Annotated in this window: 11 protein-coding genes and 2 pseudogenes; 11 read left to right on the top strand and 2 right to left on the bottom strand. The window is 68.6% G+C overall.

Annotation, left to right across the window (positions count from 1 at the left end):
* Positions 1 to 5 precede the first annotated feature (5 nt).
* A complete protein-coding gene (ngcE, locus tag OG766_RS27910) occupies positions 6 to 1,409 on the bottom strand; it encodes an N-acetylglucosamine/diacetylchitobiose ABC transporter substrate-binding protein (RefSeq protein ID WP_266387730.1) in 1,404 nt (467 codons plus the stop codon).
* An 859-nt stretch (positions 1,410 to 2,268) separates the two neighbouring features.
* On the opposite strand from ngcE, the gene OG766_RS27905 reads away from it, so the two are divergent.
* From OG766_RS27905 to OG766_RS27895, 3 genes are all read left to right on the top strand, one after another.
* The gene (locus tag OG766_RS27905) at positions 2,269 to 6,117 is read left to right on the top strand and encodes a GH92 family glycosyl hydrolase (protein WP_328726470.1); all 3,849 of its coding nucleotides are present in this window, start codon (positions 2,269 to 2,271) and stop codon (positions 6,115 to 6,117) included.
* Between the two features lie 239 nt (positions 6,118 to 6,356).
* Complete coding sequence (locus OG766_RS27900) at positions 6,357 to 7,658, top strand: acyl-CoA thioesterase/bile acid-CoA:amino acid N-acyltransferase family protein (protein ID WP_328726469.1); 1,302 nt, start codon at positions 6,357 to 6,359, stop codon at positions 7,656 to 7,658.
* Between the two features lie 147 nt (positions 7,659 to 7,805).
* Positions 7,806 to 8,777, top strand: a complete 972-nt coding sequence (locus OG766_RS27895; protein WP_266387739.1) for an FG-GAP repeat domain-containing protein — start codon at positions 7,806 to 7,808, stop codon at positions 8,775 to 8,777.
* A 154-nt stretch (positions 8,778 to 8,931) separates the two neighbouring features.
* On the opposite strand, the gene acnA is transcribed toward OG766_RS27895, so the two are convergent.
* The gene (acnA, locus tag OG766_RS27890; protein ID WP_328726468.1) at positions 8,932 to 11,646 is read right to left on the bottom strand and encodes an aconitate hydratase AcnA; all 2,715 of its coding nucleotides are present in this window, start codon (positions 11,644 to 11,646) and stop codon (positions 8,932 to 8,934) included.
* Positions 11,647 to 12,243: 597 nt separating this feature from the next.
* Here acnA and OG766_RS27885 point away from each other — a divergent pair.
* From OG766_RS27885 to OG766_RS27850, 8 genes and pseudogenes are all read left to right on the top strand, one after another.
* Positions 12,244 to 12,663: a WXG100 family type VII secretion target gene (locus tag OG766_RS27885; RefSeq protein ID WP_423247105.1), complete on the top strand. Its 420-nt coding sequence runs from the start codon at positions 12,244 to 12,246 to the stop codon at positions 12,661 to 12,663.
* A gap of 61 nt (positions 12,664 to 12,724) precedes the next feature.
* Positions 12,725 to 13,035: pseudogene (locus OG766_RS27880) on the top strand (WXG100 family type VII secretion target).
* A 226-nt stretch (positions 13,036 to 13,261) separates the two neighbouring features.
* Positions 13,262 to 14,107, top strand: coding sequence for a hypothetical protein (locus OG766_RS27875; protein ID WP_328726467.1), 846 nt, complete (start codon positions 13,262 to 13,264; stop codon positions 14,105 to 14,107).
* Positions 14,108 to 14,137: 30 nt separating this feature from the next.
* A complete protein-coding gene (locus tag OG766_RS27870) occupies positions 14,138 to 14,749 on the top strand; it encodes an RNase A-like domain-containing protein (RefSeq protein ID WP_328726466.1) in 612 nt (203 codons plus the stop codon).
* 115 nt (positions 14,750 to 14,864) lie between these two features.
* Positions 14,865 to 15,467, top strand: coding sequence for a hypothetical protein (locus OG766_RS27865; protein ID WP_328726465.1), 603 nt, complete (start codon positions 14,865 to 14,867; stop codon positions 15,465 to 15,467).
* A 45-nt stretch (positions 15,468 to 15,512) separates the two neighbouring features.
* Positions 15,513 to 15,875, top strand: coding sequence for an RNase A-like domain-containing protein (locus tag OG766_RS27860; protein WP_328726464.1), 363 nt, complete (start codon positions 15,513 to 15,515; stop codon positions 15,873 to 15,875).
* Positions 15,866 to 16,551 (top strand): annotated as a pseudogene (locus tag OG766_RS27855) (contact-dependent growth inhibition system immunity protein). Before OG766_RS27860 ends, OG766_RS27855 begins: the two are co-directional and overlap by 10 nt.
* A 218-nt stretch (positions 16,552 to 16,769) precedes the next feature.
* Entirely contained in the window at positions 16,770 to 18,299 is a 1,530-nt protein-coding gene (locus OG766_RS27850; RefSeq protein WP_266387747.1) for a helix-turn-helix domain-containing protein, read from the top strand.
* Positions 18,300 to 18,668: the final 369 nt, after the last annotated feature.

Genomic DNA, 18,668 nt, shown 5'->3' with positions numbered 1-18,668 from the left:
CGGTACTAGCTGACCTCGAACTTCTCGATGGAGTCGTCTTCCCGGATCTTGTCGGAAATCCTCTGCAGAGCCGAGGTCAGGCCCTTGGCGTCGATGTCACCGGCGAGGAACGAGTTCCACGGCACCAGCTGGTCGGTGTTCATCCCGTAGGCCTCGACGAACAGGTAGTTGAAGATGTTCTCGCCCGCGGCCTCGAGCATCTTCGACTGTGAGACCAGCGCGGACGATCCGTAGCCGTCAGCAGGCACGGTGCCCTTGACGATCGTCGGGGCCAGCTTCGTCTTGGAGAAGTTGGCAGCCGCCTCCTGGGACAGCATCGCCCGCAGCACCTCCTTACCGCCGGCCGGGTTCTTGCCCTGCTTGGGCACGATGAACGGCTCGCCCGCGGCCGCGCGAAGCGCCTCGTAGGGAATCTTCGGCTTGCCGGTGAGCGTCATTGACGGAACTCCAGTCATCTGGAAGTCCGTCTTGGTGGCGTCCTTCATCTCGTTCTCGATCCAGCCACCGGACGGGTAGAGAAGCGCCTTCTGGTCGTTGCTCCAGATCGCCTGCGCCTTCTGGAACTGCGTGCCGGAGCCACCGGGGACGAACATCTTCTCCTTGACCATGGTCTCCATGACCTTGAGAACGCCCTGGATGGCCGGATGCGACCAGGAGTCCTTCTCCAGCTTTTCGAGAGCGATCCGGACCTCGTCGCCGCCCTCCTTGATCGCCGAGTCGATCAGGAGCGTCCGGTAATAGGTCGCGGCTTCCTTGCCGTGGACGAAGAGGTACTTGCCCTTCTTCTTCGCCTGCTGGCCGAGGTCGAGCGCCTCGTCCCAGGTCTTCGGCGGGGTCCAGCCGTTCGCCTCGAACAGCGTCTTCGAGTACCAGACGCCGTACACCGTCATCACGTAGTTGAGCGCGACGAACTTGCCGTTGTACGTTCCGGGCTTCTTGACGCCCGCGTAGAGCGTGTCGGCGATCTTCGTGCCTTCGTAGTTGTTGGCCTCAAGCACGTCATCCAGTGTCTCGAGCTGGTCGAGGATGCCGAGGAAGCCGATCTGGTCCTCACCGGAGTTGTCGATGAGGTCCGGCGGGTTACCGCCGACGAACCGGGGCTGGAGCTCGGGGGCAATGTCGACGACCGGCTTGACCTGGACCGCGACACCCTTGACCTGCTTCCCGATGACCTTGTTGGCGTATTCGACATAGTCAACGCCGTAGCCGCCGTCGAAGATGGCCGCTTCGACCTTGGAACCTTCGGCGACACCGAACGGGTTGGTGGCCCCCACCTTGCCCTTCGGGCCGCCGCCACCACCGTTGCCAGAGGGAGAGCCACACGCAACCGCAAGCGAACCCATGGCTGCCGTTGCGATCGCCCCGCGCAGGAGCGTCCGCCTATCAAAAGAGCCGGTACGAGAGGTCATCTCTGCATCCTTACCGATCGTTTGGATCTTCATGGGTTTGCTGCGTGTTTGGCTGTCAGGCCAGGTTGGCCATGCGCTTGCCGCACTTCTCTTTGAGCGCGTCCTTGTGTGAGTCTCCGCCTGGGATGCTGGCGGACATGTACATCGGGGCGTATCGCCGTCGTTTCGGGGCCGCTCAGCGACACCGATGGTGATCAGCTGAGCGACGCATGCCGCCGTGATCGACGAGACGGCACCGGCGCCCCTTCACCGCCGCCACTCGATGCACACGAATTCGGAAAAGCGGTCGCCGGGGCCGAGGCCGGAGCGACAGCCGTGCTCCGCTCGATCAGATCGCGGCGGTCGAGGCCGCCGTTCGTGTGCGCGGAGGTGGATCCCATGCTCAAGTCCTCGCCTTCTCCAGGACTCAGGCGGTGAACCGGTCGCCCGTGCGTCTCGCCTGAGGCGAAGGGCCCCGCCACCGCGGTCAATTGCTGAAGCTGGTCGTGCAGGGGTAATACCGTGGCAGTGGGAACGGAGATCTGCCCTGGCCGCAGACGATACTTCGCCTGCCCGTCCCCCTGACCGCTCGCCGCGTGTTCCGGCGAGGCAGACGCCGACAGGTATAGTCCACTTCCCGCCAGCTGAGCAAGATCGAAAGCAAGGTTCCACGGCAGTCTTTCCCGAGTTGAGACCTCGCGGATACGGGGAGCAGGGCCCGCGGACATTCCGCCACGGAAATCTCGTCGAATCGGCCGATTCCGAGCCCGTCACGCCGTCAACACCCTTGACACCATGCGGCACTTACCTCCCTACTGGTGCCTGCGCATTGCGCTTGACAACGTTGTCTACATCGCTTCGGCGGGAGGAACGGCTCGACATGCGGCCCAGATCCAGCCTTCGGCATCCTCGGCATCCTCGGTACAGACAAGCCCGCGCGGCCGCCCTGGTGGCGGCCGCTTCCCTGCTGGTGGTGACGGCGCAGTCGGCCGCCGTCGCGCTCCCCGCCCAAGCCGCCGCGCCGGCGCGGGAATTCAGCACGTCCTTCGAAGCGGATGAAGCCCAGCCCGACTGGCGCAATACCGTGGAAACGGGACCTGACGGAAAGAAGCGGTCATCGGGCATCGACGGCGGCTTCTCCTCGGGCATACCGGGCAATGTCACCGACAAGGTCGTCGAGGTGCGTGCCAGCGCCGAGAACTCCGGCGGCGGTGAGACCAAGGAGAATCTGGTCGATCTCCAGCCGTCCACCAAATGGCTGGCGTTCGAGCCGGCCGGCTGGGCCGAGTTCTCCATGGACGCCCCGGTCAAGGTCGTCACCTACGCGCTGACGTCGGCGAACGACTTCGACGAGCGCGACCCGAAGGACTGGACCCTCCAGGGCTCGGCGGACGGCAAGGACTGGAAGGTCCTGGACACCCGCAAGGGCGAGACGTTCGACAAGCGGTTCCAGACGAAGACGTACGACATCGAGGCGTCGAACGCCGCCGCGTACGGGCACTACCGGCTGGAGATCACCGCCAACAACGGCGCCTCGGGCATCCTCCAGCTCGCCGACGTCCAGTTCTCCGACGGCGACACGAGCGCCCCGGCGCCCGAGGACATGCGCAGCCAGGTCGACCGCGGCCCCGCCGGCTCCCCCACGGCGAAGGCCGGCGCCGGATTCACCGGGACACGCGCCCTGAAGTACGCGGGCACGCACAAGCCGGACGGCCGCGCCTACTCGTACAACAAGGTCTTCGACGTCGACACGGCGGTGCGGCGCGACACGGAGCTGTCGTACCGCGTCTTCCCCTCGCTGCCCGAGACCGATCTCAACTATCCGGCCACGAACGTGGCGGTCGATCTCGCGTTCACCGACGGCACCTATCTGAGTGACCTCCGGGCGGTGGACTCGCACGGCGGGCTGTTGACGCCGCAGGGCCAGGGCGCGGCCGAGCGGCTCTACGTCAACCAGTGGAACCAGGTGGCTTCCGGCATCGGGTCGGTCGCCGCCGGCAAGACCGTGGACCGGATCCTGGTGGCGTACGACTCGCCGAAGGGCCCGGCGAAGTTCCAGGGCTGGATCGACGACGTCCGTATCGCCCCCGAGGCGCCCCAGAAGCGGCTCGCGCATCTGTCGGACTACGCCTCGACGGTGCGCGGCACGAACTCCAGCGGCTCGTTCTCGCGCGGCAACACCTTCCCGGCCACCGCGGTCCCGCACGGCTTCAACTTCTGGACGCCGGTGACCAACGCGGGCTCGCTGAGCTGGCTGTACGAGTACGCGCGCGCCAACAACGCGGACAATCTGCCGACGGTGCAGGCGTTCAGCGCCAGCCATGAGCCGAGCCCCTGGATGGGCGACCGGCAGACCTTCCAGCTGATGCCGTCCGCCGCCGAGGGCACCCCCGACCCGGCGCGTACCGCCCGTGCGCTGCCCTTCCGCCACGAGAAGGAGACCGCGCGCCCGCACTACTACGGCGTGACGTTCGAGAACGGGCTGAAGGCGGAGATCGCTCCCACCGATCACGCCGCGATGATGCGGTTCACCTACCCGGGTGAGAACGCGGCGGTGATCTTCGACAACGTCACCGACCAGGCCGGGCTCACGCTCGACCCGGGGACCAGCTCCTTCACCGGCTACTCGGACGTCAAGAGCGGACTGTCGACGGGTGCGACACGGCTGTTCGTGTACGGCGTCTTCGACGCGCCCGTCACCTCGTCCGCGGCGGAGGGAGTACGGGGTCATCTCCGCTTCGACGCCGGCAAGGACCGTACGGTGACATTGCGCATTGCAACGTCACTGATCAGCGTGGACCAGGCGAAGAAGAACCTGGCGGGCGAGATCCCCGCCTCGGCGGGCTTCGGCACGGTCAGGGACCGGGCCCAGGACGCCTGGGACGACATCCTCGGCCGGGTCGAGGTCGAGGGCGCGACGCACGACCAGCTGGTGACCCTGTACTCCTCGCTCTACCGGCTGTACCTGTACCCCAACTCCGGCTTCGAGAAGGTCGACGGGAAGGACCGGTACGCGAGCCCGTTCTCGCCGCAGACCGGACCCGACACGCCGACCCACACCGGCGCGAAGATCGTCGACGGGAAGGTGTACGTCAACAACGGTTTCTGGGACACCTACCGGACGACGTGGCCGGCCTACTCCTTCCTCACGCCGAAGAAGGCGGGCGAGCTGGTGGACGGATTCGTCCAGCAGTACAAGGACGGCGGCTGGATCTCCCGCTGGTCCTCCCCCGGCTACGCCGATCTGATGACGGGCACCTCCTCCGACGTCGCCTTCGCCGACGCGTATGTGAAGGGCGTCCGCGGCTTCGACGCGGAGGCGGCGTACGAGGCGGCGCTGAAGAACGCGACCGTCGCGCCGCCGAGCAAGGGCGTGGGCCGCAAGGGCATGGAGACCTCGCCGTTCCTCGGCTACGCCCCGACCGAGACGCACGAAGGCCTGTCGTGGTCGCTGGAGGGCTATCTCAACGACTACGGCCTGTCGAAGATGGCCGACGCGCTCCACGCGAAGACGAAGAAGGCCCGCTACAAGGAGGAGTCCGCCTACTTCCTCAACCGGGCCCGGAATTACGTCTCCCTCTTCGACACGAAGGCCGGCTTCTTCCAGGGCCGGAACGCCAAGGGCGACTGGCGGGTTCCGTCGGACCAGTACGACCCCCGGATCTGGGGTTACGACTACACCGAGACCAATGGCTGGGGATACGCCTTCACCGCGCCGCAGGACAGCCGGGGCCTGGCGAATGTGTACGGTGGCCGGGCGGAACTCGGCAAGAAACTGGACACCTATTTCGCCACTCCGGAAACGGCGTCCCCGGAATTCGTCGGCTCGTACGGCAGCGTCATCCATGAGATGACCGAGGCCCGCGACGTACGGATGGGCATGTACGGGCACTCCAACCAGGTCGCCCACCATGTCACCTACATGTACAACGCGGCCTCGCAGCCCTGGAAGACGCAGGAGAAGGTCCGCGAGGTCCTCTCCCGCCTCTACACCGGAAGCGAGATCGGGCAGGGCTACCACGGTGACGAGGACAACGGCGAGCAGTCCGCCTGGTTCCTCTTCTCCGCGCTCGGCTTCTACCCGCTGGTGATGGGCAGCGGGGAGTACGCGGTCGGCTCGCCGCTGTTCACCAAGGCGACCGTGCACTTGGACAACGGCCGCGACCTCGTGGTGAAGGCCCCGAAGAACAGCGCCCGCAACATCTACGTCCAGGGTCTGAAGGTGAACGGCAAGCGCTGGAACTCCACCGCCCTCCCGCACTCGCTGCTGGCGCGCGGCGGCACGCTGGAGTTCGACATGGGCGCGAAGCCGTCGAAGTGGGGTACGGGCAGCAGCGCCGCTCCCGTGTCCGTGACGAGGGACGACAAGGTGCCGTCGCCGAGGCACGACGCGATCAGCGGGCCGGGGGCGCTCTTCGACAACACCTCCGGTACGGAGGCGGCGTTGGAGGCGTCCGTGGACCTGCCCGTCGCGGCGGGCACCCGCGCGGTCCAGTACACGCTCACGTCCTCGGCGCGGGACAAGGCGCCGGCGGGCTGGGTGCTGCAGGGCTCGAAGGACGGCACGGCCTGGACCGATGTGGACAGGCGGTCGGGTGAGACGTTCGCCTGGGACAAGCAGACCCGTGTGTTCACGGTCGCGCGCCCGGGGACGTACCAGAAGTACCGGCTGGTGCCGGCCGGCGCCCAGGCGCAGACGGTGCTGGCGGAGGTCGAGTTGATCTCGTAGCGGCACGGCGAACCGAGGGCCGCACCCCCTGGCGGGGTGCGGCCCTCGGCGTGTTCCCGGCTGGTGCCGAGCCGCTCGGGCGACGGCCTCCGGCCAGGGCGGACCGGGAGCCCGGGTCCCGGTCCCGGTCACCGGGAGGGCGGCGCCGCACGCGACGGGTGCGGGACGGGCGGCCCCGGTCTCACTCGAACGCGAGCGCCCGGTCGCCCGCCGGGCCCCGTGCGCATACGTTCCGAAGCGTGGAACTGACCATCGCGCCCGGTGAGGGACTCGTCGACGAGGTCCCGGAGCTCGTCGTCCAAGGGCTCCGCCCGCATGAGCAGGTGACGGTCCGGATCGACGTGACCGATGCCGCCGGGAGGGCCTGGCGGTCGGACAACCGTTACCGCGCGGACGCCCACGGCGTTGCCGGCCCGGCGATGAGCGCGCCGCTGGCGGGCTCCTACAGCGGCGTTGATCCGTCGGGTCCCTGGTGGTCGATGCACAGTGTGCAACGTCACCGGTCACCGGTCATCTTCATGGCGCCGGACGACCAGTTGACGTGGACCGTGCGCTGCGCGGCCGACCGGGCGCGCCAGGTCCGGCGGACGGTCGTACGGCGCTGGCGTGCCCGGCGGGTCACCCGGACGGAGTCGATGGACGAGGGGCTGCGGGTCGTCCGGTTCGCCCCGCGCCCGCTCGGCTCCGGGCCCCGGCCGGTGGTGGTCCTGATCCCGGGATCCACCAGCATGGAGGCGGTCACGCCGACGGCCGCGCTGCTGGCGTCCCGGTGCGGCTTCACGACGGTGGTGCTGGGTTACGTGGGCGGTCAGGGGCAGCCCCGGACGGTCGCGAACGTTCCGCTCGAACGGTTCACCCGGGCGGTATCGGCGCTGGCGGAGCGCCGGCGGGTCGCCGTCGTCGCCCATTCGGTGGGCACGGGCGGGGCGCTGGCGGCGTTGGCCCTGGCCCGGGTCCCGGTGCGGGCGGTGGTGGCGATCGCACCGACGCATGTCGTCTGGCAGGCGCTCGGCTCCGGCGGCCGGCCGCCGATGACCTCCTCGTGGACGTACCGCGCGGCCCCGCTGCCCTATGTGCCGGTGCGGGGTGAACTGCTGCTGCCGCAGCTGGCCCGGCACGCCCTGCTGCGGCGGCTGCCCGGCGGAGGGTCGCGCTCCACGGCGCTGCGGCTACGGTCCGCGTACGGGGCGGGGCTCTGGGACTCCGCCGCGGTGAAGAAGGCGCTGATCCCGGTGGAGCACATCACGGCTCCCCTGCTGGCCGTCGCCGGCACGGACGACGCCGTGTGGCCGTCCGAGGCGATGGCCCGCGCCCTGGTCGAGCGCCGCCGTACCGTCGCGGCCCAGGACGACCTGCTGATCCACCCGGGCGCCGGGCACTTCATGCGCCCTCCGCTGGTCCCGACGACCGCGGACCGAGACGGGATCCTCGTCTCCGGCGGCACGCCGCAGGCCAACGCGCTGGCGCAGGCCGAGACATGGGCGGCGATGACCCGGTTCCTGGAGCGTCACCTCGGCTTCACGGAGCCCGCGGACGCGTAGCGGAATGTTGCCCCGCGTTCAACTTTCCTGCACCGGCGACCCGTTGGGATGCGCAGATCCGGTGAAACGATCCGGTGGTTCCGTGGCTCGCCGCACCTCTTGAGGCGGGCCACACCTCTCACACCTCGATCTTCACTGGAGAACTACGTGGCCCCACTCTTCGGCCGTAAGCGCGGCCGGGCCCTTACTCGTATCGCCGTGGCGGCGGTCGCCACGGCGCTCGCCGTCACCGGCACCGGTGCGGCGTCCGCGGCCGACCGGCCGGCGCCCGCCGCGGCGCCGTCATCGGTATCCGCACAGGCGCCGGCGCCGTCGGTCGGCGCCGCCGCCGATCCTCGCCCCGCCGCGCGCCCGAACGGATCCCGCGCGCAGGCGGAGCCGGGTGACGCTCCGATCAACGCCCTGTACGGCGCCGACCGGGCAGGTGACCTGTACGGCTATCCGCCGAACGGCACGGGCGGTCTCGACAGCCGGGTGCTCGTCGGCTTCGACTGGGGCGTCATCAAGCACGCCACCCAGGCCGACCACGACGCCGACGGGAGCTCCGACGGCGTCTGGGAGATCAACAACGGCGGACAGCTGTTCTACGCCCCGTTCGGCGGGGAACCGGCCTCCGTCGGCGGCGGCTGGAACATCTACAACAAGGTGCTCTCCCCGGGGAACCTCGCCGGCGCCGCGGCCGACGACCTGATCGCCCGGGACGCCTCCGGTGTCCTGTGGATCTACCTGGGGTACGGCAACGGAACGCTGACGGGCCGTACCAAGGTCGGCCCGGGCTGGAACATGTACAACCAGATCGCCGGCCAGGGCGACCTGAGCGGCGACGGCCGGCCCGACATCGTCGCGCGTGACGGCGCGGGGGTGCTGTGGCTCTACCGGGGCACCGGGAACCGCACGGCGCCGTTCGCCGCGCGCACGAAGATCGGCTCCGGCTGGAACCTGTTCAACACCCTGGTCTCCGTCGGTGACATCGACATCGACGGGACGACGGACCTGATCGCCCGTGACGCGGCCGGAGCGCTCTGGCTCTACCGGGGCACCGGCAACGCCGCCGCCCCGTACCAGGCGCGGGTCAAGATCGGTACGAGCGGCTGGAACACCTACCGTCTGCTGTTCTGACGGACGCTGCGACGGACCTGCCGACGGGCCTTCCGACGGACGGTCCGGCGGACGGTCCGGCGGAACGCGAAGGGGCCGCACCCCCGTGACGGGGGTGCGGCCCTTTCCGCGTACCTGCTGCTCGTGTCCGGATTCCGTGCGGAATCCCGCTGGACTACTTGCGGATCAGGTTGCGCAGCACGTACTGCATGATGCCGCCGTTGCGGTAGTAGTCCGCCTCACCGGGGGTGTCGATGCGGACGACCGCGTCGAACTCGACACCGGTGTCGGTGGTGACCTTCACCGTGCGCGGCGTACGGCCCTCGTTGAGCTCGGTGACGCCCGCGAAGGAGAAGGTCTCCTCGCCGGTCAGGCCGAGGGACTCGGCCGTGGCGCCCTCCGGGAACTGGAGCGGGAGGACACCCATGCCGATGAGGTTCGAGCGGTGGATGCGCTCGTACGACTCGGCGATGACGGCCTTGACGCCGAGCAGCGCGGTGCCCTTGGCGGCCCAGTCGCGGGACGAGCCGGAGCCGTACTCCTTGCCGGCCAGGACGACCAGGGGGATGCCCTGCTCGATGTAGTTGCGCGAGGCGTCGTAGATGAACGACACCGGCGCGTCAGCCTGGGTGAAGTCGCGGGTGTAGCCGCCCTCGGTGCCCGGCGCGATCTGGTTGCGCAGGCGGATGTTGGCGAACGTGCCGCGGATCATGACCTCGTGGTTGCCCCGGCGCGAGCCGTAGGAGTTGAAGTCACGACGCTCCACACCGTGCTCGGTGAGGTACTTGCCGGCCGGGGTGTCGGCCTTGATGGCGCCGGCCGGGGAGATGTGGTCGGTGGTGACCGAGTCGCCCAGCTTGGCCAGGACGCGGGCACCGGCGATGTCGGTGACCGGGGCCGGGTCCATCGTCATGCCCTCGAAGTACGGGGGCTTGCGGACGTAGGTCGACTCGGCGTCCCACTCGAAGGTGTTGCCGGTCGGGATCGGCAGCGCCTGCCACTGGGCGTCGCCCGCGAAGACGTCCTGGTAGGACTTGTTGAACATGTCCTCGCCGATGGCGTTGGCCACGACGTCGTTGACCTCGGCCTCGGAGGGCCAGATGTCCTTCAGGAAGACGGGGTTGCCCTCGGTGTCGGTGCCGAGCGCCTCACGGGTGACGTCCACCTTCATGGAACCCGCGAGGGCGTACGCGACGACCAGCGGCGGGGACGCCAGGTAGTTCATCTTGACGTCGGGGTTGATGCGGCCCTCGAAGTTGCGGTTGCCGGACAGCACCGAGGTGACGGCGAGGTCGTGCTCGTTGACGGCCTTGGAGACCTCCTCCGGCAGCGGGCCGGAGTTGCCGATGCAGGTGGTGCAGCCGTAGCCGACGAGGTTGAAGCCGACCTTGTCGAGGTACGGGGTCAGGCCCGCCTTGTCGAAGTAGTCGGTGACGACCTTGGAGCCCGGGGCGAGGGTGGTCTTGACCCACGGCTTGCGGGTCAGACCCTTCTCGACGGCCTTCTTCGCCACCAGCGCGGCGGCGACCATGACGTACGGGTTCGAGGTGTTGGTGCAGGAGGTGATCGCGGCGACGGTGACGGCGCCGTGGTCGATCTCGTACGTCGTGCCGTCGGGGGCGGTGACCGTGGTCGGGCGGGTCGGCACACCGTTGGACGCGGCGGGGGCGTCGGAGGCCGGGAAGGACTCCTTGCCCGCCTCGTCGTCGTCCTCGACGTAGTTGCGCACGTCCTGCGCGAACTGCTGGGCGGCGTTGGCGAGGACGATACGGTCCTGCGGGCGCTTCGGGCCGGCGATGGAGGGGACGACCGTGGCGAGGTCGAGCTCCAGCTTCTCGGAGAAGTCGGGCTCGGCGGCCGGGTCCAGCCAGAGGCCCTGCTCCTTGGCGTACGCCTCGACCAGCGCGAGCTGCTGGGCGTCGCGGCCCGTCAGCTTCAGGTACTTGATGGTCTCGTCGTCGATCGGGAAGATCGCGGCGGTGGAGCCGAACTCCGGCGACATGTTGCCGATGGTGGCGCGGTTGGCGAGGCTCGTCGCCGCCACGCCCTCGCCGTAGAACTCGACGAACTTGCCGACGACGCCGTGCTTGCGCAGCATCTCGGTGATCGTGAGGACGAGGTCGGTGGCGGTGGTGCCGGGCTGCAGCTCACCCGTGAGCTTGAAGCCGACGACGCGCGGGATGAGCATCGAGACCGGCTGGCCGAGCATCGCGGCCTCGGCCTCGATGCCGCCGACGCCCCAGCCCAGGACGCCGAGGCCGTTGACCATCGTGGTGTGCGAGTCGGTGCCGACGAGGGTGTCGGGGTACGCCTGGCCGTTACGGACCATGACCGTACGCGCGAGGTGCTCGATGTTCACCTGGTGGACGATGCCGGTGCCCGGCGGGACGACCTTGAAGTCGTCGAACGCGGTCTGGCCCCAGCGCAGGAACTGGTAGCGCTCCTTGTTGCGGCCGTACTCCAGCTCCACGTTCTGCGCGAAGGCGTCATTCGTACCGAACTTGTCGGCGATGACGGAGTGGTCGATGACCAGCTCGGCCGGGGAGAGCGGGTTGACCTTCGCCGGGTCGCCGCCGAGCTCCTTGACGGCCTCACGCATGGTGGCGAGGTCCACGACACAGGGCACGCCGGTGAAGTCCTGCATGATCACGCGGGCCGGCGTGAACTGGATCTCCTGGCTCGGCTGCGCCTGCGAGTCCCAGCCACCGACCGCCCGGATGTGGTCGGCGGTGATGTTCGCGCCGTCCTCGGTGCGGAGCAGGTTCTCCAGCAGGACCTTGAGGCTGTAAGGGAGGCGCGCGGAGCCCTCGACCTTGTCCAGCCTGAAGATCTCGTACGACTCGTCGCCCACACGCAGTGTGCTGCGGGCGTCGAAGCTGTTCGCCGACACGACAGTCTCCTTCATCAATGTGCGCGTACTGACCGCATCCTGCCTGCTGCGACGTCCCGGCGATCCGCTAAGGTAAGGCTTAGTTAGGCCACCCTTACCGAATGGGCCGTGACGGTCGGCGATGCGGTACGCCTCCGTGTAGATATCTCGATGTCGAGATAACTCTAGTACATGACCGCGGAAGGGTCATGCCCGGACACGAGTGACGGACGCCGCACCCCGTCGGCCTGCCCAGAGGCACTCCCGGCCATACGGGCATGCGCCCTGGTCCCGGCCGGGCAGACGGTGCCGCGGCAGCGACCGGCAGGCGGTTCGGCAGGGCCCTCCGTCGCCCGGCCTCCCACCCGCGGGGCCGGTCCCGTACTCCGTTGCACTCGCCCTGACGCCCGGCGCACGCGTGCCGGAATCCGCGAACGCGGCAGCCGACGCTGCCGGGCAGGCACAAGCGCGCGCCACAACGGAACACGACGTCGCGACGGCGAGCCACAGCGCCCAACCGGCCGCTCCCGCCCAGGCGTTGGCCCGCGGGGCTGCTGGGAAAACGCTTCCGATGTGGCCTAGGCTCACAGGTGCGAATCAAGGAGCGCACGGACCGATGTGACGGGGGGAACGTTGACCGATCCGAAAGGGCCTGGAGATCTCCGGGCGAAGAGAGACCACCTCACCAGGCTGGCCGACGATCTCGACGACATGCAGGACCGGTTGAACCAGCAAGTCCAGCGCATGGACGCCATCGTCGACACCATCGAGGCCGGTTGGCAGGGTCCCGCTGGTGCGGCGTACCGGAAATTCCACAGGGCGGCGGCGGAGGACGCCGTGCGCATCCGCGAAGTGATGAAGGTGCTGGAGGCGGCTGTACGGATGAGCCGGGACGGGTTCACGGAAACGGAGCTGGACGTCCTCGACCGCCTCCGACAGGTCCGTGTCGATGTCAACAGTGAAGTGGAGCGACTCTCCACTCCGAACTCGGAACCGGCCGGGACCGCGCACCCGCGCAGCGGCCTCGAGACGCTGTGACAGCCGCCCGCACACTGCCATCGGTACAGAGCCACACCTTCACGGGGTACACGGGGGAACCATGCCGCCAGGCACCAACGACGATCACATATCCGTAAGGCTCGCCACCCTCCAGCACCTCGCCGGTGAGCTGGAGGACATTCTCAGGAATCTCAACGCCGGGCTCGACGCCCTCTACGACCGCGTGGAGCCGGTCGTCCTGTCCTGGACGGGGAAGCACGCGAGGCCTTCGTCGACAAGCTCGACGAGTGGAACCGCAGCGCCCAGGACCTGCAGGCCGCCCAAAAGTGGCTGCACGAGTGCGTGACAACCGGGCACACCAACTACGCGGCGGCACACCGGGCGGTACTGCGCGGCTGGGGAGGCGCGTGATGAGCACCCCTCCCCCGCCGCCGCAAGGCGCCGGCACCATCGACGTCAAGCCATCCACGCTGCACCAGGTGGCAGGCGGCTTCGCCGGGCAGCAGACGCCGTTCGACAAGGCGGCCAGGACGCTCGTCACCAAGCTCAAGGAGTACCCGGACGCGGGCGGCTACGGTGCCGCGCCCCAGGCCTTCGCCGCCTCGTACCTGAAGGTCGGCAACCGCTTCCTCGAGGTGTGGGCCAGGTCCGTGGTGAGCGTCGGGGCGCGGCAGTCGGATTCGCCGTCACCGCCAATAGCTACTCCCGCGCGGAGGCGGCCAACGACGCCTCCGGCAAGACGAAGGCCCGGACCACACCGCCGCCCGTCGTCATCGACAAAGTGCCGGACTACGGCTCGGTCCCGGACCTGAAGTGGGGTGACGACGACGGCGGCGACGACTTCATCCGCTCGCTGCTGGAATGGGTACCGGACGTCCTGTGGCACGTCATCCGCCCGCTGCTCGAGCACGCCTTCCGCTGGGGCAAGGTCGCCGAGGTCTATCCGTATCCGCAGCAGCACTATCTCAACTCGCTGTCCCAGGCGTGGGCGGACATGACCATCTCGCTGTCGATGACGGAGAGCGGTCTGACCGGTCTCGTCAGCAGCATCACCCAGCAGAGCAACAGCGAGTGGCACGACGCGATGCGGGCTTTCTGCAGCTCGCTGTGGGGGACGACCGCCTGGGGCGGCAGTACGGCGAACTACGAGTGGAAGCACGACTCGTCCGCGAACCGGACCGCGAGCCATCCGGTCATGACCGTCCTGTTCGACACCGCGATGAAGGTCAGCGATCTGCTGCGTGAGTTCGCGGAGGCCGCGGTCGACCTGAACGGCAAGGTCTGGGACATCTACATGAAGGCGGTCCGGCAGGCCGTCGGGAACGTCGATCTGAGCGACGGAGTCGATCTCAAGGACCTCAAGGAGGGTGCGAAGGGGGTCGGTCGCTTCGTCAAAGGGCTGGCAGCGGGCGCCGCCGACCTCAGTGTCGAGATCACCCTCTCCATCGACACCGGTGCCCTGAACGCCGTCGTGGCGGAGTAGAACGGGCGGGTCAACGCGCTCGTCCCCCGGATGGACAAGCTGATGGCCGCCCTGGATGAAGCCCACCGCAGCGCACCCACATACGCGGCGGAGGAGGCCCGGGCCCAGGCTTTCGGCGCCCGCGCGCTCAACGAGTTCAGGAACGAGCACCACTACACGACGGACGACGACCAGAAGAACCACTTCTACGCCGTGGATCTCGCGAACGCGGAGGGCCTCTACGGGGGCCACAGTGTGGACAAGCACGTCGGCAAGACGGACGAACAGCTCGCACAGCGCCTGAGGGACCAACAAGTGGTCCGCCCTGACGGTTCCGTACGGCCCGAGGCGGCTTCGTCGTACAAGGATCTGGCCTCGGCACAACGTCTGACACAGGAGACGCTGGACGATATCGGAAACGCCGAGAAGATCGAGCGGTGGCTGGACCGGCTGGAGAGGCAGCCCGCCGCGAACGAGAGGTCGACGCTGACCCTCGACAAGTCCTTCACCGACATCACGGGCCGGACGGTCACGCGCGCCGACTACGACAGGGACGGCCTGCAGGCGGGCGGCAGCGATACGCGCGGCGTCAACGTCGTCCTACGCTACAAGAGGGGCCTCGAGCCACCGTTCATCGTGCTCACGTCCATGCCGACCGCCTAGCGGGACGGCTCGTGAGATGCACCCGGGAACCAGAGGCGGAGAGGAACACCTGGCAGCCGTGACTACCTATACCGGCGCAGTCTTCAACAATGGGGCGGTGGCGAGGCTCATCGACATGGCTGTCGCAGCACGCGGCAGGACGCCGCCGACGCCGTTCGACGAGGAGCTCGCGCGCTTCAACCGGACGCTGGCCGACTCCCCCACGGCGAACTGGGCGATGCCGAGTGCGACCCTGTCCGCCCTCCTCGACCTCATCGCGGAAACTCTGGAGGAGCGCCCCGGGACTCCCCTGCCGCACGGCTTTGCGGAGCGGCTCGCCGCCGCGGCCGGCGACCAGGAGGGCCCACGATTCCTCAAGGACACGGCCCGAGTACTGAGGGAGGCACAGCACCGGGGCCTCCTCTGCTTCAACGAGCTGCCGATGTCCCTGTGGGAGGCCGAACTGCGGTTCTCGGGTCTGCGGGACTTCTCCTGGTGGGTCGAGGGCGACGAGTACGACTCGTTCGAGGAGGGAGTCGTGGCAGGGGTGACGAGTGAGCATCCGGACGGCTGCCGCTTCCTTCTCCCTCGCCTGGCCGAGGAGTTGCACGCGGCTCTCCTCATCGACGCGCGCTCGGACTCCGGCGCGAGCCTGCGTGCGGCGGTCCCCTGGGCCACGCCGCCCGTCCTGCGCGAGATTCTGCGGGTGGCGACCGCACACCTTCTCGAAGCGCACTGATCTCCTCCTGTCTCTCTCCGCTCTCCCGACGACAAGGCAGTCACCATGCCGGCATCCCCGCTCGTACGCACCAGGAGCTCGACCTATCCCGACCGCGAGACTGCCCAGTGGGCCACACAGGAGGTTGTCACGGCCAATGAGCAGCTGATCCACCGCTGGCTCGCCCGGTCGACCCGGTCTCGTCTGACCATCGAGGCATCCTGGCCGTCGCGACCCGAACCGGTCGGCCGGGTGTTGCTGCAGGCCATGATGCTGACAGGCCGTGATCCCGTCGATGTACGGTCCGCGCGGGTGATCCTCAGGCGGGAGGCAGCCAGCCCGCACGGCTTCGTGGTGCACGCCACCTTCCCGGTCCATCTCCAGTCCTTGTCCCCGCCCTCAGCGAAGGCCCACCGCGCATGCCCATGAAGCCCCTCGAACACGACCGTCGCTACGGAGAGCTGGACCACGTCCTCCGCGCGTATGCGGGCCGGCTGGCCGACGATACCGAGGATCGGCCGAGCGTCGCCCTGACCGCGTACCTGCGGCACACCTGGCACACCCGCCCCGCGGCGCTGGCCACCGCGGAGGCCCAGCTACGCGAGTATGCGCGCAACCCTCCCGGCCGGCTCCGCCTCAAGCTCGGCGAGTTCTACCCCGTCCCGGACGTCGGCCTGCCCGAGTCCGCGATCCAGGACTGGCTGCTCGCTCTCGCCGGTCACGTCAGGCGGAGCATCGAGCAGGGCGAGGTACCGCCCTTTTCGGTACCGGTCACCCACTGGGAGTGGCACGCACGATTTCCGGAACTCGGGCAGTTCCTGGGGGGGGCTGGTTCTCACAGGACATGCCGGACGAGTTCGAGGAGCACGACGCTGCGGTGGTGGACTACGCGGCAGGGACGGACCCCCAGGTCGTGGCCCATCTGGTCGGAGAGATACACGAACTGCTCGCTCTCGGCCTCGACGAGGCCGACTGCGCCTTGGCGTTGGCCGAGTTGGGCATGGAGGTCGACCCTCCCGCGCCGTACGCCCCGAGCGGCTGGCTGGCGCTGGTCGCGGGCCGGCTCAGCGGTCCCGTGACAGACCACGGATCCCCGCGCCCATGAGGCGTGCGAGCACGCCGGGCAGGGACCGTCGCCGTGGACTCCGGTGAACGCGGCCGGACCACGGGGACCTTGGAAGCAGCACGCGACAGCGGCAGACGCCCATATGGAGCAGTCCGTTTTGCACCACTCCACCCCATGATGGAGGATCAAAACCGCGCATCACCCGAATGGTCCACCCCAGTGGACGCCTCATCTCATATCTGAGATAGCCTGCCGCTATGGCAGACGACTACCTCGTACGCATCGGCAAGCTCATCCGTGACGCCCGTCAGCACCGGGGCTGGACACAGGCGCAGCTCGCCGACGCACTCGGCACCAGCCAGAGCGCCGTCAATCGCATCGAGCGCGGCAATCAGAACATCAGCCTTGAGATGATTGCCCGTATCGGTGAGGCGCTCGACAGCGAGATCGTGTCCCTCGGCTACGCCGGGCCGATGCATCTGCGGGTCGTCGGCCGGCGCCGCCTCTCCGGTGCCATCGACGTCAAGACCAGCAAGAACGCCTGCGTCGCGCTGCTCTGCGCCTCGCTGCTCAACAAGGGCCGTACCGTGCTGCGCCGCGTCGCGCGGATCGAGGAGGTCTACCGGCTGCTGGAGGTGCTGAACTCCATCGGTGTACGGACCCGCTGGATCAACGACGGCACGGACCTCGAGATCGTTCCGCCGGCCCGTCTCGACATGGACGCCATCGACGCGGACGCCGCCCGCAGGACCCGCTCGATCATCATGTTCCTGGGACCGCTGCTGCACCGCATGGACCGCTTCCGGCTGCCCTACGCCGGCGGCTGCGACCTCGGTACGCGCACCATCGAGCCGCACATGATCGCGCTGCGCCGCTTCGGCCTGGACATCACCGCGACCGAGGGGCTCTACCACGCCGTCGTCGAGCGCTCGACCAGCCCCGACCGTCCGATCGTGCTGACCGAGCGCGGCGACACCGTGACCGAGAACGCCCTGCTGGCGGCGGCCCGCCACGACGGCGTCACCGTCATCCGCAACGCTTCCTCCAACTACATGGTCCAGGACCTGTGCTTCTTCCTGGAGGCGCTCGGGGTACGCGTCGAGGGCATCGGCACGACGACGCTGACCGTCCACGGTGTGGCCACCATCGACGTCGACGTCGACTACTCCCCCTCCGAGGACCCGGTCGAGGCGATGAGCCTGCTCGCCGCCGCCGTCGTCACCGAATCCCAGCTGACGATCCGTCGCGTCCCGATCGAGTTCCTGGAGATCGAGCTGGCCGTGCTGGAGGAGATGGGCCTCGACCACGACCGTACGCCGGAGTACAACGCCGACAACGGCCGTACGCGACTGGTGGACCTGACCGTGCGCCCCTCCAAGCTGGAGGCGCCGATCGACAAGATCCACCCGATGCCCTTCCCCGGACTCAACATCGACAACGTGCCGTTCTTCGCGGCGATCGCGGCGGTCGCCCAGGGCCAGACCCTCATCCACGACTGGGTCTACGACAACCGTGCCATCTACCTCACCGACCTCAACCGCCTCGGGGGCCGCCTCCAGCTCCTCGACCCCCACCGCGTCCTCGTCGAGGGCCCGACCCGCTGGCGCGCCGCCGAGATGATGTGCCCGCCGGCCCTGCGCCCCGCCGTGGTCGTCCTGCTGGCGATGATGGCGGCCGAGGGCACGTCCGTCCTGCGCAACGTGTACGTCATCAACCGCGGCTACGAGGAACTGGCCGAGCGGCTCAACTCGGTCGGCGCCCAGATCGAGATCTTCCGCGACATCTGAAGACTCTGAGAGAAAGCCACGCGAAACCCCTCCTGACCTGCGCAAATGCGGGGCGGGAGGGAACCCATAGGTACCTCTGGGACTTTTCTGGGACTTCTGGCCGGGCGCGGAGTCTTTGAGTGACACGGCGCATCACGCGATCCGCCATCGGAAAGATGCCGGCCTGAGCGGATCCCAGAAAAGCCCTGGTCAGAGCCGGTTTCTCGGCTCGTCGTCCTTCGTGTAGACGCCCAGAGCGTCAAAGCCGTCCGTCCGTCCAGCTCAGGGCTGAGCAGAGTACGGCAACCAGCTCACCCCGGGGAAACGCCCCCGCTCGCTCCGGACGCCAGCTCGCACATCATGACCCTCGCAACATCTCCGGCCGCCATA

This window comes from Streptomyces sp. NBC_00259 (assembly GCF_036181745.1).
GTDB classification, from domain to species: Bacteria; Actinomycetota; Actinomycetes; order Streptomycetales; family Streptomycetaceae; genus Streptomyces; species Streptomyces pratisoli.
This window is presented reverse-complemented; position numbering and strand designations above follow the sequence as displayed.